Source organism: Pantoea ananatis LMG 2665, assembly GCF_000710035.2.
Taxonomy (GTDB): Bacteria; Pseudomonadota; Gammaproteobacteria; order Enterobacterales; family Enterobacteriaceae; genus Pantoea; species Pantoea ananatis.
Genome location: NZ_JMJJ01000005.1, coordinates 199,747 through 215,982, shown reverse-complemented (window position 1 = coordinate 215,982; position 16,236 = coordinate 199,747). Strand labels below are relative to the sequence as shown.

Below are 16,236 nucleotides of genomic sequence, written 5' to 3'. Positions count from 1 at the left end.
TCCCGTGAGCATGGACATCAGCGATTTTTACCAGACGTTTTTTGATGAAGCCGATGAGCTGTTAGCGGATATGGAGCAACACCTGTTGGGACTCGATCCCCAGGAACCTGACTCTGAACAGCTTAACGCCATCTTCCGCGCCGCCCACTCCATTAAAGGCGGGGCAGGAACCTTTGGTTTTACGGTTTTACAGGAAACAACCCATATCCTGGAAAACATTCTGGATGGTGCTCGTCGCGGCGAAATGCAGCTCAGCACCGACATCATCAATCTGTTTTTGGAAACTAAAGATATTATGCAGGAACAGCTCGATGCTTATAAAACCGCGCAAGAGCCTAACGCGGAAAGCTTCAAGTATATCTGTGAAGCATTACGCCAGCTGGCGTTAGAGGCTAAAGGTCTGCCGGTTGAAGCGCCGGTGGTGGTTGCCCTTGATGCACCGGTCAGTCAGGCAGAGTCCGCGCAAGCAGGCGCCGATGGCGTTCATCTGCAACTGGTCGATCTGAAAGAAAAAGACATTGATTTGATGCTGGAAGAGCTGGGTAACCTCGGCACAATCAGCGATGTCAAGAAAGGCAGCAACTCGCTTGAGTGCCACATTACGGGCGTTGGCAAAGACGATATCGTCGCCGTGCTCTGTTTTGTGATTGATGAATCCCAGATTCGCTTCCCGGAGGAGGGCGACGCAGCCCCAGCCGAGACAGCGCGCGCCGCTGAGCCTGAGGTGGCCGAAGTACAGACCGCGACCGTTACCGAATTGCCCGTTGCCGCAGCCAAACGCGAAAGCAAGCGCGTTGCCGCACCGGCGAAGACCAGCGAATCCAGCAGCATCCGTGTTGCCGTTGAGAAGGTCGATCAGCTGATTAACCTGGTGGGTGAGCTGGTAATCACGCAGTCAATGCTGGCACAGCGCTCTGGCGAACTGGATCCGGTGGCGCACGGCGAGTTGCTGAACAGCATGGGCCAGCTGGAGCGTAATGCGCGTGACCTGCAAGAGTCGGTGATGTCGATTCGTATGATGCCGATGGAATACGTATTCAGCCGCTTCCCGCGTCTGGTTCGCGATCTGGCCAGTAAACTGGGCAAAGAAGTCGAACTGACCTTACTCGGCAGCTCGACCGAACTGGATAAGAGCCTGATTGAACGCATTATCGATCCGTTAACGCACCTGGTGCGTAACAGCCTGGACCACGGCATTGAATCGCCTGATAAGCGTATTGCCGCAGGAAAAGTCGCGACGGGCAACCTGACGCTGTCCGCAGAACATCAGGGCGGCAACATCTGTATCGAAGTCTCCGATGACGGTGCGGGCCTCAACCGTGAGCGTATTCTTGCTAAAGCACTGTCATCCGGTCTACCGGTTCATGAAAACATGAGCGACGAAGAAGTCGGCATGTTGATTTTCGCGCCAGGCTTCTCCACCGCAGAACAGGTCACGGATGTGTCCGGCCGCGGCGTGGGCATGGACGTTGTGAAACGGAATATCCAGGAAATGGGTGGTCATGTCGAAATTGCCTCTAAACAGGGCAAAGGCACCACAATCCGTATCCTGCTGCCGCTGACGCTGGCCATCCTTGATGGCATGTCTGTACGCGTCGCGGATGAAGTCTTTATTCTGCCGCTGAATGCGGTGATGGAATCATTGCAGCCTCGCGCAGAAGAGTTGAAACCGCTGGCGGGTGGCGAATGTGTTCTGGAAGTCCGTGGCGAATATCTGCCGCTGGTTGAACTGTGGAACGTCTTTGATGTGAAAGATGCCAAAACAGAAGCGACACAGGGCATCGTGGTCATTTTGCAAAGCGCGGGCAAACGCTACGCCCTGTTGGTAGACCAGTTAATTGGTCAGCATCAGGTTGTTGTTAAAAACCTGGAAAGCAACTATCGCAAAGTACCAGGGATTTCAGCCGCCACCATCCTCGGCGATGGCAGCGTGGCGCTGATTGTTGACGTTTCGGCGTTGCAGTCACTTAACCGTGAAAAACGTGTGGCCGGCGCTGCCGCCTGATTGATAACGAAAGGGTAAATAACATGAGTGGAATGGCAACCGTGACAAAAATTGCTGGCGAAACCGTGGGCCAGGAGTTCCTGGTGTTCACGCTGGGTGATGAAGAGTACGGCATCGATATTCTTAAGGTTCAGGAAATTCGTGGTTACGATCAGGTAACCCGCATTGCCAACACGCCGGATTTTATTCGCGGCGTAACGAACCTGCGTGGCGTGATTGTGCCTATCATCGATTTGCGTGTGAAATTTGCACAGGCAGACGTTGAGTACAATGAGAATACGGTCGTAATCGTTCTTAATCTGGAAAACCGCGTCGTCGGTATCGTGGTTGATGGCGTGTCTGACGTGCTGTCGTTGACGCAGGAACAGATCCGTCCTTCACCTGAGTTTGCCGTGACAATGTCCACCGAGTACCTCACCGGTCTGGGGGCGCTCGGCGACCGCATGTTGATTCTGGTTGACATCGAGAAGCTGCTGAGCAGCGAAGAGATGGCGCTGGTCGACAACCTGCGTACGGCATAAGCCTTCTTCACGGGTCAGCCCAGGCTGGCCCGTGAGGTTCTGTGTCTTGTGTGCAGCCTGAATCAGTGTGATCCGCTTAACCCATACATCGCTTTCACCTCTCATTTTTCCCCCTGTTGTCTGTGACCTGAGCCACTAAAAAACACCCTCAGTTGATATCAATAATTACAAAAGCCCTAATTGCCACTTTTTTGCTGAAGCTGACTAAACCCTCTCTCTTTCCCGCCGATACAGCCCCTGCACTTTACTTATTATGCTCGGGGAAAAAGATGTTAAAACGAATAAAAGTCGTGACCAGTCTTATCGCGGTACTGATGCTTTTCGGTGCCATGCAGCTGCTGTCAGGCAGCCTGTTCTGGTCAGCGCTGAATAATGATAAAGAGGCCTTTGCGCTGTCACAAATTTCCACCCGGAACGTTGCGGCGATGACCGATGCCTATATGGCGCTGAACCAGTCTCGTACCACCCTCAACCGCGCAATGTTGCGCCTGCAAACCAGCCTGGCGTCTCAAATGAACGGCGGCCAGCTGGACAGCCTGACAGAGAAAGCCGTTAACGAGGCGAATAAAGGTGAGCAGTATCTGGCAGAATTTAACGCGATTCCGGAAACGCCGGGCGCAGATACGGAAATGCGCGATCGACTGCAAAACGATTTTAAGGCCTATCTGACCGGTCTGCGCGGCATGATCGCCAGCCTGAAAGCGAAAGATCTGGAAGGCATGTTTAAACAAAATATTGAACAGAAGCAGCAGGCGATGCAGGCCACCTATTCCGCATGGCGCCTGAAGCAAAGCGAACTGTCCGCACACGGCGCAGAGCAGAATCAACAGGCCTTCACGCAGATGATGTGGATGCTCGGCATGGTGGGCGTGCTGGTGATTGTGGTTATTCTGGGCTGCTGGTTTGGACTGCGTCAGCTCTTGATTCAACCGCTTCAACGTCTGCTGGTGGATATTCGCACCATTGCTTCTGGCGACCTGACGCAACCCATTCTGGTGGAAGGCCGCAATGAGATGAGCCAACTGGCCGCCGGTATCCACGAGATGCAGCATTCGTTGGTATCGACCGTGGGTGAGGTTCGCAGCGGGTGTGATGCCATTTTCACCGGCGCCAGTGAAATCGCGGCCGGGAATAACGATCTGTCTGCGCGTACGGAAGAGCAGGCAGCTTCGCTTGAACAAACGGCAGCCAGCATGGAGCAGTTAACGGCGACGGTAAAACAGAACGCAGATAACGCACGTCAGGCTTCTCAACTGGCACAAACCGCATCCGAAACCGCGCTGCAGGGCGGTAAAGTGGTGGATGGCGTGGTGACCACCATGCAGGAAATTGCCGGCAGTTCGAAGAAAATCGCAGACATTATCAGCGTTATCGACGGCATTGCTTTCCAGACCAATATTCTGGCGCTTAACGCTGCCGTAGAAGCGGCGCGTGCCGGTGAGCAGGGCCGTGGCTTTGCCGTGGTGGCGGGTGAAGTCCGCAGTCTGGCACAGCGCAGTGCTCAGGCAGCAAAAGAGATCAAAGGGTTAATCGAAGATTCAGTGGCGCGCGTTAACAGCGGCTCGCTTCAGGTTGAAAGCGCGGGCAGCACTATGAATAACATCGTGGGCGCGGTAACACGCGTGACCGATATCATGGGCGAAATCGCTTCTGCATCTGACGAGCAAAGTCGCGGCATCGATCAGGTGGGCCAGGCCGTAACAGAAATGGATCGTGTGACACAGCAGAACGCCTCTCTGGTCGAAGAGTCAGCCGCCGCGGCCGCCGCGCTGGAGCAACAGGCCAGCGCCCTGTCCCAGGCCGTATCTGTCTTTAAAATCTCGCGCGTTTAAGTTTCCCCAACCTCTTTTTACGGCCAGCGTGAACCTGTCTTCACGCTGGCCGTAAAGTTCCGCACGTCCGGGCCGATAAACAGAATCGAATTGCTAATGAATGAGGTTTCTATGTTTAGTCGAGTACGTGTTGTCTCCGGTCTTCTCTGTGTATTGGCACTGTTCGCGCTACTGCAAATTTTTTCGGGTGGCGTGTTCTATAAGACGGTGACAGAAGATAAAGAAAATTTTGCCTATAACCAACGTCTGAGTACGCTTCAACGCGCCATGGGCACCTCTTGGGTCGCACTGGTACAGGCGCGAAATACCTTAAACCGCGCCGGGATCCGTTATTTGCAGGATGGGCAAATGGCCGGCTCAGGTGCCACCGTTAAAGAGCTGGTGGCGCTGGCAGATAGTGAATTAAAGCGTGCGGAAGAAGGCTATGCCATGTTCAATGCCAATCTTTCTGAGAAAGGCAAAAGTGCAGAAAACGTACTGACGCTGCAGGCAAACTATAAGCAATTCCATGACGGACTCGCGGAACTGATCGTATTTCTTGGCAACGGTAACTTTAAAGGGTTTGTAGACCAGCCGACGCAGAGCTATCAGGACAAATTCCAGAAAGACTACGATGCCTGGCTTAACTACAACCTTCAACTCAGTCAGCAGGGCGTGGATGCCAACAATGCCGCCTATCAACGCATGATTATGCTGGTTGTAGGGACGCTGTTGGTCACGCTGTTGGTGATTGTGCTGGTCTGGAATCTGATGCGCAGCCTGCTTATTCGACCGCTCAAAGAGAGCATTGAACATATTCAGCACATCGCAGGCGGCGATCTCACGCAGCCCATCAACATTAGCGTACGTAATGAAATTGGCGATCTGCTGACCTCGCTGCAGGACATGCAACGTTCTCTGGTGCGCACCGTCAGCACCGTGCGAGACGGCGCAGATGCAATTTATACCGGGGCCAGCGAAATCGCCGTCGGTAATAACGATCTTTCTTCACGAACCGAACAGCAGGCGGCATCGCTGGAGCAAACGGCGGCCAGCATGGAAGAACTTACCGCGACCGTAAAACAAAATGCGGAAAATGCCCGTCAGGCTTCAAAGCTGGCGCTGAATGCCTCTGAAACCGCGCAGCAGGGTGGCAAAGTCGTTGATGGCGTGGTCACGACCATGAAAGAAATTGCCGGCAGCTCACGGAAAATTGCGGACATTATCAGCGTCATTGATGGTATCGCTTTCCAGACCAACATCCTGGCGTTGAACGCAGCGGTTGAAGCCGCGCGAGCTGGCGAACAGGGACGAGGCTTTGCCGTGGTAGCCGGTGAGGTTCGTAACCTGGCCCAGCGCAGCGCACAGGCGGCAAAAGAGATTAAAGGCCTGATTGAAGACTCCGTTGGTCGCGTTAACACCGGCTCAGTGCTGGTTGAGAGCGCGGGCGATACCATGAATGAGATCGTCAGTGCGGTGACGCGCGTGACCGACATCATGGGTGAAATTGCCTCTGCATCCGACGAACAGAGCCGTGGTATCGACCAGGTCGGTCAGGCAGTGACGGAGATGGATCGCGTAACACAACAGAACGCCTCGCTGGTGGAAGAGTCTGCTGCAGCCGCTGCGGCGCTGGAAGATCAGGCCAGTAACTTAAAACAAGCGGTTTCTGCCTTCAATATTGGTAAAGAAATTGTCACGCAGGCCGTTAACAAGACTACGGCGGCAAAAAATTTACGTTTAGAAAGTCCGTCAGAAGGCATTCGCCAGCCATCACCGCGCGGTGATGAGAACTGGGAAACCTTTTAATTGCCTGGATGGCCCAGCCGCTGAGACGCGGTTGGGCGTAGCAGCAGATGTTCAACAGGTTTAGTTCAGGCCAGGTGCAAAGATGAAGAAATCGACGTTATTAGATCAACCGGAAGCGACGACGCTGCTGTCACAAATGGTGCAGCGTCTGCCCCTGTCCGATACCCATTTTCGCCGTATCAGCCAGCTCATCTATCAGCGTGCGGGTATCGTGCTGGCCGATCACAAGCGCGAGATGGTTTACAACCGTCTGGTTCGTCGTCTGCGCACGCTGAATATCGATGATTTTGGTCGCTATCTGGCCCTGCTGGAAAATGATCCAAACAGTGCTGAGTGGCAGGCGTTTATTAATGCGTTAACCACTAACCTGACAGCGTTTTTCCGCGAGGCGCATCATTTTCCAATCCTTGCGGAGCATGCACGTAAACGTCAGGGAAATTTTAGCGTCTGGAGTACGGCAGCGTCCACCGGCGAAGAACCTTACTCTATCGCGATTACGTTGGCTGAAACCTTAGGCATGGGACCGGGTAAATTCCAGGTACATGCCAGCGATATCGATACCCAGGTTTTGGAGAAAGCCGTGGCGGGCGTTTACCGTCAGGAAGAGCTGCGTACGCTGTCGCCCGCGCAGTTACAGCGTTTCTTTTTACGCGGTACAGGTCCACATGCTGGCATGGTTCGTGTCCGTTCCGAACTGGCGAACATGGTGAACTATACCCAGCTTAACCTGCTGGCAAATGACTGGGCCTTACCGGGACCGTTCGATGCGATCTTCTGCCGCAACGTAATGATCTATTTCGATAAAGAAACACAAGAAAAAATTCTACGTCGTTTTGTTCCTCTGCTTAAGCCCGGCGGCATTCTCTTTGCCGGACACTCAGAGAACTTCAGCCAGATTAGTAAAGAGTTTTGGCTGCGTGGGCAAACCGTGTATGGACTGACGAAGGAAAGATGATGAGCAAAATTACCGTGATGTGCGTAGACGACTCTGCGCTGATGCGGCAACTGATGACCGAAATCATCAACAGTCATCCTGATATGGAAATGGTGGCTACGGCCCCGGATCCGTTAGTGGCACGCGATCTGATTAAACAGTTTAATCCGCAGGTGTTAACGCTGGATGTTGAAATGCCGCGCATGGACGGCCTGGACTTTCTTGAAAAACTGATGCGTTTACGGCCCATGCCCGTGGTCATGGTGTCATCCCTGACCGGACAGGGCTCAGAAATCACGCTGCGCGCGCTGGAGTTAGGTGCGATCGATTTCGTGACGAAGCCGCAGCTAGGCATTCGTGAAGGCATGCTGGCCTACAGCCAGATGATTGGCGACAAAATTCGCGCGGCGGCCCGGGCGCGCCTGCATGTTCGTAACGTTATGCCCGCGCCGGTCACGCTGAAAGCCGGCCCGTTGCTGAGTAGTGAAAAGTTGATTGCCATTGGTTCATCAACCGGTGGCACAGAGGCGATTCGCCACGTTTTACAGCCGTTACCGGCCACCAGTCCGGCACTGCTGATTACGCAACATATGCCACCGGGCTTTACCCGATCTTTTGCCGAGCGGCTGAACAAGCTGTGTCAGATCACGGTGAAAGAAGCGGAAGATGGCGAGCGTATTCTTCCCGGCCATGCCTACATTGCGCCTGGCGCAATGCACATGGAACTGGGGCGCAGCGGAGCGAACTACGTGGTGAAGCTGAATGAAGGCCCCCCGGTTAACCGGCATAAACCTTCAGTGGATGTCTTGTTTAAATCGGTTGCGATTAACGCCGGGCGTAATGCCGTCGGCGTCATCCTGACCGGTATGGGTAACGATGGGGCAGCAGGCATGCTGGAAATGCATCGTGCCGGCGCCTGGACCATCGCGCAAAATGAAGCAAGTTGTGTCGTTTTTGGCATGCCACGCGAGGCGATAGCCAGCGGCGGCGTGAGCGAAGTAGTAGATTTAAGCAACATCAGCCAGCACATGCTGGCGAAAATTAGCGCCGGACAGGCATTGCGTATATAACCAGGCCCGTCCTGCCGGGCGAGATAACACAGGAGTAGATATGGCTGATAAAAACATGCGCTTTTTGGTAGTGGACGACTTCAATACGATGCGTCGTATTGTACGTAACCTGCTGAAAGAGCTTGGTTTCAATAACGTAGAAGAAGCGGAAGACGGCGTTGATGCGCTAGGCAAACTGAAAGCAGGTGGTTTCGATTTCGTTATCTCTGACTGGAATATGCCAAATATGGATGGCCTGCAACTGCTGCAGACTATTCGTGCCGATGCTGCCATGGCGAGCCTGCCAGTTTTAATGGTGACGGCAGAAGCGAAGAAAGAAAACATTATTGCTGCCGCTCAGGCGGGTGCAAGCGGCTATGTAGTCAAGCCGTTTACTGCAGCCACGCTTGAAGAAAAGCTGGGCAAAATTTTCGAAAAACTGGGTATGTAAGGAGATGTGATGAGCGACCTTCCGAAATCAGCTGAGCAAGCCGCGGCACACGATATCATTTCCCGCATCGGTTCACTGACCCGCATGCTGCGTGACAGTCTGCGTGAGCTGGGGCTGGATCAGGCCATTGCAGAAGCTGCTGAAGCCATTCCTGACGCCCGCGACCGTCTGGACTATGTAGTGCAAAAGACCGCTCAGGCGGCCGACAGGGCGCTGAACAGCGTCGAAGCAGCGCAACCGCACCAGGACAAAATGGAAGCGGGCGCGATTGCGCTGAAAGGACGCTGGGATGCGTGGTTTGAAAATCCAATTGAACTTGCCGACGCGCGCGAGCTGGTGACGGATACGCGTGAGTATTTAGGGGAAGTGCCTACGCACACCTCTTTTACTAACAAGCAGTTGCTCGACATCATGATGGCGCAGGATTTCCAGGACCTTACTGGTCAGGTCATCAAGCGCATGATGGATGTGATCCAGGAAATCGAGCGCCAGCTGTTGATGGTGCTGCTGGAAAACATGCCAGAAGTGAGCGCCGAGAAACGTCAGGTTGGCACAACGCTGCTCAATGGCCCGCAGGTAAACGCTGCTGCGCCAGGCGTCGTGGCGAATCAGGACCAGGTTGATGACCTGCTGGACAGCCTGGGTTTCTAACCGCGAGTCTGTCTGGTCATCGCCGATCCGTTAACGGTTGGCGATTGCCGCCCCTTCTAAGATGGCCTGTTTCTGACAGGCCACTTCTCTTTTCTCTTTTGCCATCCGTGAAAGAGCGCGCATTTTTCACGTTTTATCCACGCTTTAACCAAACCCAAATTTGGCATTCTATGCTCAGAATTCCTGCCAACCGAGGTTTGTGGTGTCAGAAAATAGCGACGAAGAAAAAACAGAATCGCCCACGGCCCACCGACTTGAGAAAGCACGTGAAGAAGGCCAGATTCCGCGTTCGCGCGAGTTGACCTCATTACTGATGCTGTTAGCCGGCATCATGATTTTATGGGTCGGCGGTGCCATGATGGCCCACCGGCTGGCCGCGATGGTGTCAACCGGATTACGATTTGACCATGCCATGGTGACCGATGACAAAATCATCATTGCGCATGTGGGCAATCTGATTATGCAGGCCATTGCGGCGCTGCTCCCGCTGCTGGGCGGGCTGGTTCTGGTCGCGATTGCCTCGCCAATGCTGCTGGGCGGCGTGGTGATCAGTGGAAAATCCATTAAGGTCGATTTTGGCAAACTGAACCCGCTGTCTGGTTTAAAGCGCATGTTTGCCGCTCAGGCCTGGACCGAACTGTTTAAAGGCATCCTGAAGACTATTCTGGTCGGGTGTGTTGCAGGCTGGTACGTCTGGAGCCATTGGCCCGATATGCTGCGTCTGATTGCCGAATCACCGACAACGGCACTGATTCACGGCATGGATATGATTGCCATCTGCTGCTCGCTGGTCATGCTCGGGTTGATCCCCATGGTGGGCTATGACGTTTTCTGGCAACTGTACAGCCATTTTAAAAAGCTGCGCATGTCGCGTCAGGAAATTCGTGATGAACACAAACAGCAAGAGGGTGATCCGCACGTGAAAGGGCGCATCCGCCAGCAGATGCGCGCAGCCGCCCGACGTCGCATGATGGCCGATGTTCCCAAAGCCGATGTTATCGTCACCAACCCAACGCACTACTCGGTTGCCTTGCAATATAACGAGAAAAAGATGAGCGCGCCGAAGGTCATCGCCAAGGGCGCAGGGGATATTGCCTTACGCATTCGTGAACTGGGCGCGGAACACCGTATTCCGGTTCTGGAAGCGCCGCCACTGGCGCGTGCGCTGTACCGACATACTGAAATTGGACAACACATTCCGGGTGCGCTCTATGGCGCCGTCGCGGAAGTGCTGGCCTGGGTCTGGCAGCTACGTCGCTGGAAGCGCGAAGGCGGCCTGATCCCGGTAAAACCTAAAGACCTGCCGGTCCCGGCAGAGATGGACTTTGCAGGAGAGAACACAAACGATGGCTAATCTGGCCGCTAAATTACGCCTACCGGGCAACTTCAAAGATATGCAGTGGCAGGTGCTTGCTGGCCCGGTACTGATCATCATGATTTTATCGATGATGGTTCTGCCGTTACCGCCATTCATCCTTGATCTGTTGTTCACCTTCAACATCGCCTTGTCGATCATGGTGCTGCTGGTGGCGATGTTTACCCAGCGCACGCTGGAGTTTGCGGCGTTTCCAACCATCCTGCTGTTTTCGACCTTGCTGCGCCTGGCGCTCAACGTTGCCTCAACCCGTATCATTTTACTGGACGGCCACACCGGGGCCGCCGCCGCCGGACGGGTGGTGGAAGCCTTTGGCCACTTCCTGGTCGGGGGCAACTTTGCCATCGGTATTGTGGTGTTTATCATCCTGGTGATTATCAACTTTATGGTTATCACCAAAGGTGCCGGCCGTATCGCTGAAGTGGGCGCGCGCTTTGTTCTTGACGGGATGCCCGGTAAGCAGATGGCCATCGACGCCGACCTGAATGCCGGTCTGATTGGTGAAGATGAAGCGAAACGCCGCCGTGCTGAAGTCACCCAGGAAGCCGACTTCTACGGTTCAATGGACGGTGCCAGTAAGTTCGTACGTGGTGATGCCATCGCGGGCATTTTGATCATGGTAATCAACGTGATTGGCGGGCTGTTGGTCGGTATCGTGCAGCACGGCATGGATGCAGGACATGCGGCAGAAACCTATACGTTGCTGACTATCGGTGATGGTCTGGTTGCTCAGATCCCGGCGCTGGTTATCTCGACTGCGGCGGGTGTTATTGTGACGCGCGTGGCAACCGATCAGGACGTCGGCGAGCAGATGGTTGGCCAGCTGTTTAAAGATCCTCGCGTACTGATGCTGAGCGGCGGCGTAATCGGTTTGCTGGGCCTGGTGCCGGGCATGCCGAACTTCGTTTTCCTGCTGTTTACGGCGGCCTTACTGGGGCTGGCATGGTGGTTACGTGGCCGCGAAATGCAGCCGAAAAAGAGTGTCGAATCACCCAGCAGCCTCACCAAATCTATGGAAACACCCGCATCGGCCGAGGCGTCCTGGACCGATGTACAACTGGAAGATACCCTGGGAATGGAAGTGGGCTATCGCCTGATTCCGATGGTCGATCATAATCAAAACGGTGAACTGCTGGGGCGTATCCGCAGTATCCGTAAGAAGGTGGCGCAGGACGTCGGCTTCCTGCCACCGGTGGTGCATATCCGTGACAATATGGAATTACCGCCGGCCCGCTATCGCATTTTGATGAAGGGCGTAGAAATTGGCAGTGGTGACGCGTATCCGGGGCGCTGGATGGCGATTAACCCCGGCACCGCAGCGGGCACCTTGCCGGGTGAAGCCACCGTCGATCCGGCGTTTGGCCTGGCGGCCGTGTGGATTGATGGCGCGCTGAAAGAGCAGGCCCAGATCCAGGGCTTTACCGTGGTCGAAGCCAGTACGGTGGTGGCAACCCATCTTAATCATCTGATTGGTCAGTATGCCAGCGAGCTGTTTGGTCGCCAGGAGGCGCAACAGCTGCTGGATCGCGTCTCGTCTGAAATGCCTAAACTGACTGAAGATCTGGTGCCGGGCGTCATTACCCTGACAACCTTGCATAAAGTGCTGCAAAACCTGCTGGTGGAGCGCGTCTCTATTCGCGACATGCGCACCATCATTGAAACGCTGGCAGAGCACGCGCCGGTTCAAAGCGATCCGCAGGAGTTGACCAGCGTGGTGCGTGTCGCGTTGGGTCGTGCAATCACCCAACAGTGGTTCCCGGGCAACGGTGAAGTTCAGGTTATTGGCCTGGATGCTACGCTGGAACGCCTGTTACTGCAGGCTCTGCAGGGCGGTGGTGGGCTGGAGCCGGGGCTTGCCGATCGTCTGCTGGCCCAGACGCAGGAAGCCTTACAGCGTCAGGAGATGATGGGCGCGCCGCCGGTCTTACTGGTAAACCATCCGTTACGTGCGTTACTGGCGCGCTTCCTGCGTCGCAACATGCCGCAGCTGGTGGTGCTGTCCAACATGGAATTAAGCGACAATCGTCAGATTCGCATGACCGCCACCATCGGAGGCAAACAATGAGATCGATGATGCTGTTTGCACTGCTCCTGCCGCTGTCTGCCCAGGCCGCTGACGGCGCCTGGAGCGCCAGCGCGGCGGGCCCGCTGATGGCCAATCGCGGTAGCTGGCAATCCTCACAGCCCTTAACGCCGCCGGGCGACGTAAAAGGGGCAATGACCGTGGTGAACTGGCGCTATCAGCTCACCCGGCCTGCGCCATCGGGCCTGCAGGTCCGGCTTTGTGCGGCACAGCGCTGTACCGAACTGGACGGTGCCAACGGCGCGACGCGGGGTCTGACCGGCGTGACCGCGGATGAAACATTGCATATGGTGTTTGGTTTCGCTGGAAGCGGCAGCTTACCGCCCGGGCTGAAAGTGGTCAGTACAGACGTGACGGTTAATTACCAGTAAGCCTGATTATTTCATTGTTAAGACAGACCGGCAGCGATCGTGCAGGCGTGCACGATCGCTGCCGGTCTGCAAAATGAAGTCATTTTCGCATTAAATCAGTCTGTGCTTAGCAGCAGAAAACGAGAGATCAATCCGCCAGCCACACCGCCCACCATCGGCACCAGCCAAAACACCCACAGCTGCTGCAAGGCCCAGGTTCCCTGGAACAGCGCCATCGCCGTACTGCGCGCCGGGTTTACCGACGTATTGGTCACGGGGATGCTAATTAAATGAATAAGCGTTAAGGCCAGGCCAATGGCGATGGGCGCGAAACCCGCGGGCGCGCGTTTATCGGTCGCCCCCTGAATAATGATCAGGAAAAAGGCGCTGAGTACCAGTTCAGTGACCACTGCTGCACAAAGGCTGTAGCCCCCGGGGGAGTGTTCGCCAAAGCCGTTAGCCGCGAACCCGCTGGTGGTGGCATCAAAATCAGACTGACCACTTGCAATCACATACAGCACGGCCGCCGCCGCGATACCGCCCGCGACCTGCATAATGATATAGGGCAAAATGGCCTGATATCCGATACGGCCGCCCGCCCATAAACCCAGCGTGACGGCAGGATTAAAATGGCCGCCCGAAAGATGACCCACAGCAAAAGCCATCGTCAGCACGGCAAGGCCGAAAGCCAGAGCCACTCCGGCAAAGCCAATCCCGGTTTGCGGAAAGGTTGCCGCCAGCAGGGCGCTTCCACAACCCGCCAAGACTAACCAGAATGTCCCGATGAATTCGGCAAACGCTTTTTTAATCATCAACTTAGTTTCCTTTCTCGTTAACAGGTCAAGACCTGATGAAATGCGGGCTTATAGTAGAGCGCGCGCATCAGAAAGGAATAACCCCATGATCTTACGCAGATAAACAGGACATTATGGCTGCATGGGCCAGTTTGTCCGTTGCTATGCATCATGATGTCTGGTTTTCAGGCGATAGCGGGCCGATTCATATCGTGGGCAGAGCAGGCAGCGAAAACAGCGGTCGCGGAAATCATGACGCGGCGGCGGGGAAGGCAGGGAAGGCAGGCGCCGGGCCACGGTGGGCACTCAGCGCCTGAAGAGGTTACATGCGATCGACGGTTTTGATACCCAGCGTGTCCAGCCCCAGTTTCAGGGTTTTGGCGGTCAGGGCAGCAATCTGTAACCGGCTCTGACGGGTCGCTTCATCTTCGGCCGCCAGAATCGGGCAATGCTCGTAGAAGCCGGAGAACAGGCCAGCCACGTCATAGAGGTACGCACACATCACATGCGGCGTGCCGTCACGGGCAACCTGAGTAATGACTTCTTCAAACTGCAGTAGGCGTGTAGCCAGCAGGGCTTCACGATCGTCCGTCAGGGTGATGTCGGCCTGAATCGCGTCGGCTTCAATACCGGCCTTACGGAATACCGACAGGACACGCGTGTAAGCGTACTGCATATAAGGCGCGGTGTTACCTTCAAACGCCAGCATGTTGTCCCAGTCAAAGATATAATCCGTGGTGCGGCTCTTTGACAGATCGGCATATTTTACAGCGCTGACGCCGACGACTTCCGCAAGTGCACGCCGCTCTTCTTCGCTCATCTCCGGGTTTTTTTCGCTGACCAGCGAGTAAGCACGATCGTAAGCTTCATCCAGTAGATCCGAAAGTTTGATGGTGCCGCCGCTGCGGGTCTTAAACGGACGACCGTCTTTACCCAGCATCATGCCAAATGCATGGTGCTCAAGCGGCACAGATTCAGGCACATAACCGGCTTTACGCACGATGGTCCACGCCTGCTGTAAATGCTGATGCTGGCGCGAGTCGATGTAATAAATCACCCGATCGGCATGCAGCGTTTCGTAGCGGTATTTGGCGCAGGCAATATCGGTAGTGGTGTAAAGATAGCCGCCGTCTTTCTTCTGAATGATGACGCCCATAGGCTCACCTTCTTTATTCTGGTATTCATCCAGAAAGACCACGGTCGCACCTTCGCTCTCAACGGCTAACCCTTTCGCTTTCAGGTCGGCAACAATACCCGGCAGCATGTCGTTGTAAAGGCTCTCGCCCATGACATCTTTGCGGGTCAGCGTGACGTTAAGGCGGTCATAGATATGCTGGTTCTGGCTCATGGTGATATCAACCAGCTTTTTCCACATCTGTCGGCAGTAGTCATCGCCGCCTTGTAACTTCACCACGTAGCGACGTGCGCGCTCTGCAAATTCCGGATCTTCATCGTAGGTGCGCTTGGCTTCACGGTAAAACCCTTCTAAGTCAGCCAGCGCCATTTCGGCATGGTTTTCGTTCTGCTGTTTCTCAAGGAAAGCTATCAGCATACCGAACTGCGTTCCCCAGTCGCCAACGTGGTTGGCACGGATGACGTTATGGCCCAGAAACGCCAGAGTGCGGACAGCGGCATCACCAATAATGGTGGAGCGGACGTGGCCGACGTGCATTTCTTTCGCGACGTTCGGGGCAGAGTAATCTACGACGATAGTCTGAGGTTCAACGCGGGCGACGCCGAGTCGCGGATGCTGCAGGGCATTCCTGGCATGTTCTGCCAGCCAGCCACGATCGAGAAAGATGTTAATAAACCCGGGTCCGGCAATCTCAACCTTGCTGGCAATACCGGTAAGATCCAGATGTTGAATAACAGTTTCAGCTAATTGTCGCGGCGCCTGGCCCAGTTTTTTAGCCACGGCCATGATGCCGTTTGCCTGATAATCACCAAACTGAACTTTGGCCGACTGGCGAACCTGAGGTTCGCAATCGGAGGGAGCACCAGCCAGCACCATAGCCTGACTGACTTTTGCGGAAAGAAGCGCCTGAATATTCACCGGGTTACCTTACATATGCTAAGAAAAGCACGCTGACAGCGCAGCGCGCTTCATCCTCATTCTGCCGGAGGCGATAACCAGAGTCATCACCAGGCAGAACGGAAAAAAATGAGGGGAAAAGTATACGTGAATTGTCAGCTTGAGTCAGTAACTGGATAAACGCGGAGAAACAGAGCTGAGAATGTTTCCCAAAGGATTAGCGGCGGCGCGCGCGGCGCGCATTTTTAACGCTTTTGTCTTCTCGCACCTTCCAGTGGCGCGCAAGGGCAAATCCCATCAGTGCGATCAATGTTGCCACTACGATGAGCATAGTCATAAAAACTTTCCTTATAATGGTATTGATGCAAATT

Annotated in this window: 13 protein-coding genes; 11 read left to right on the top strand and 2 right to left on the bottom strand. The window is 54.8% G+C overall.

All coding sequences use genetic code 11. The features are described 5' to 3' along the window. Positions 1 to 10 precede the first annotated feature (10 nt). From cheA to flhE, 11 genes are all read left to right on the top strand, one after another. Complete coding sequence (cheA, locus tag EL29_RS08950; RefSeq protein ID WP_014593908.1) at positions 11 to 2,005, top strand: chemotaxis protein CheA; 1,995 nt, start codon at positions 11 to 13, stop codon at positions 2,003 to 2,005. A 23-nt stretch (positions 2,006 to 2,028) separates the two neighbouring features. After that, the gene (gene cheW, locus EL29_RS08945; protein ID WP_013026106.1) at positions 2,029 to 2,526 is read left to right on the top strand and encodes a chemotaxis protein CheW; all 498 of its coding nucleotides are present in this window, start codon (positions 2,029 to 2,031) and stop codon (positions 2,524 to 2,526) included. A gap of 269 nt (positions 2,527 to 2,795) precedes the next feature. Beyond that, entirely contained in the window at positions 2,796 to 4,358 is a 1,563-nt protein-coding gene (locus tag EL29_RS08940; RefSeq protein WP_014605658.1) for a methyl-accepting chemotaxis protein, read from the top strand. 111 nt (positions 4,359 to 4,469) lie between these two features. Next, positions 4,470 to 6,146, top strand: a complete 1,677-nt coding sequence (locus tag EL29_RS08935; protein WP_014605659.1) for a methyl-accepting chemotaxis protein — start codon at positions 4,470 to 4,472, stop codon at positions 6,144 to 6,146. A gap of 82 nt (positions 6,147 to 6,228) precedes the next feature. Continuing rightward, the gene (cheR, locus tag EL29_RS08930) at positions 6,229 to 7,101 is read left to right on the top strand and encodes a protein-glutamate O-methyltransferase CheR (protein ID WP_013026103.1); all 873 of its coding nucleotides are present in this window, start codon (positions 6,229 to 6,231) and stop codon (positions 7,099 to 7,101) included. Continuing rightward, positions 7,101 to 8,150 (top strand): protein-glutamate methylesterase/protein-glutamine glutaminase, encoded by a 1,050-nt coding sequence (cheB, locus tag EL29_RS08925; protein WP_014605660.1) that lies wholly within the window; start codon positions 7,101 to 7,103, stop codon positions 8,148 to 8,150. Before cheR ends, cheB begins: the two co-directional genes overlap by 1 nt. Before the next feature lie 40 nt (positions 8,151 to 8,190). Further along, a complete protein-coding gene (gene cheY, locus EL29_RS08920; RefSeq protein WP_013026101.1) occupies positions 8,191 to 8,580 on the top strand; it encodes a chemotaxis response regulator CheY in 390 nt (129 codons plus the stop codon). A gap of 9 nt (positions 8,581 to 8,589) precedes the next feature. Continuing rightward, on the top strand, positions 8,590 to 9,231 hold the full coding sequence (gene cheZ / locus EL29_RS08915; protein WP_014593904.1) for a protein phosphatase CheZ: 642 nt from the start codon (positions 8,590 to 8,592) through the stop codon (positions 9,229 to 9,231). Positions 9,232 to 9,433: 202 nt separating this feature from the next. Continuing rightward, positions 9,434 to 10,585, top strand: coding sequence for a flagellar biosynthesis protein FlhB (flhB, locus tag EL29_RS08910; protein ID WP_014605661.1), 1,152 nt, complete (start codon positions 9,434 to 9,436; stop codon positions 10,583 to 10,585). Beyond that, positions 10,578 to 12,671, top strand: a complete 2,094-nt coding sequence (flhA, locus tag EL29_RS08905; RefSeq protein ID WP_014593902.1) for a flagellar biosynthesis protein FlhA — start codon at positions 10,578 to 10,580, stop codon at positions 12,669 to 12,671. Before flhB ends, flhA begins: the two co-directional genes overlap by 8 nt. Next, positions 12,668 to 13,060, top strand: a complete 393-nt coding sequence (flhE, locus tag EL29_RS08900; protein ID WP_013026097.1) for a flagellar protein FlhE — start codon at positions 12,668 to 12,670, stop codon at positions 13,058 to 13,060. Before flhA ends, flhE begins: the two co-directional genes overlap by 4 nt. Positions 13,061 to 13,155: 95 nt before the next feature. Here the strand turns inward: flhE and aqpZ are convergent, their stop codons facing one another. Together aqpZ and argS are read right to left on the bottom strand one after the other, a co-directional pair. After that, a complete protein-coding gene (gene aqpZ / locus EL29_RS08895) occupies positions 13,156 to 13,851 on the bottom strand; it encodes an aquaporin Z (protein WP_015700158.1) in 696 nt (231 codons plus the stop codon). A gap of 304 nt (positions 13,852 to 14,155) precedes the next feature. After that, positions 14,156 to 15,886: an arginine--tRNA ligase gene (gene argS / locus EL29_RS08890; RefSeq protein WP_014605664.1), complete on the bottom strand. Its 1,731-nt coding sequence runs from the start codon at positions 15,884 to 15,886 to the stop codon at positions 14,156 to 14,158. Positions 15,887 to 16,236: the final 350 nt, after the last annotated feature.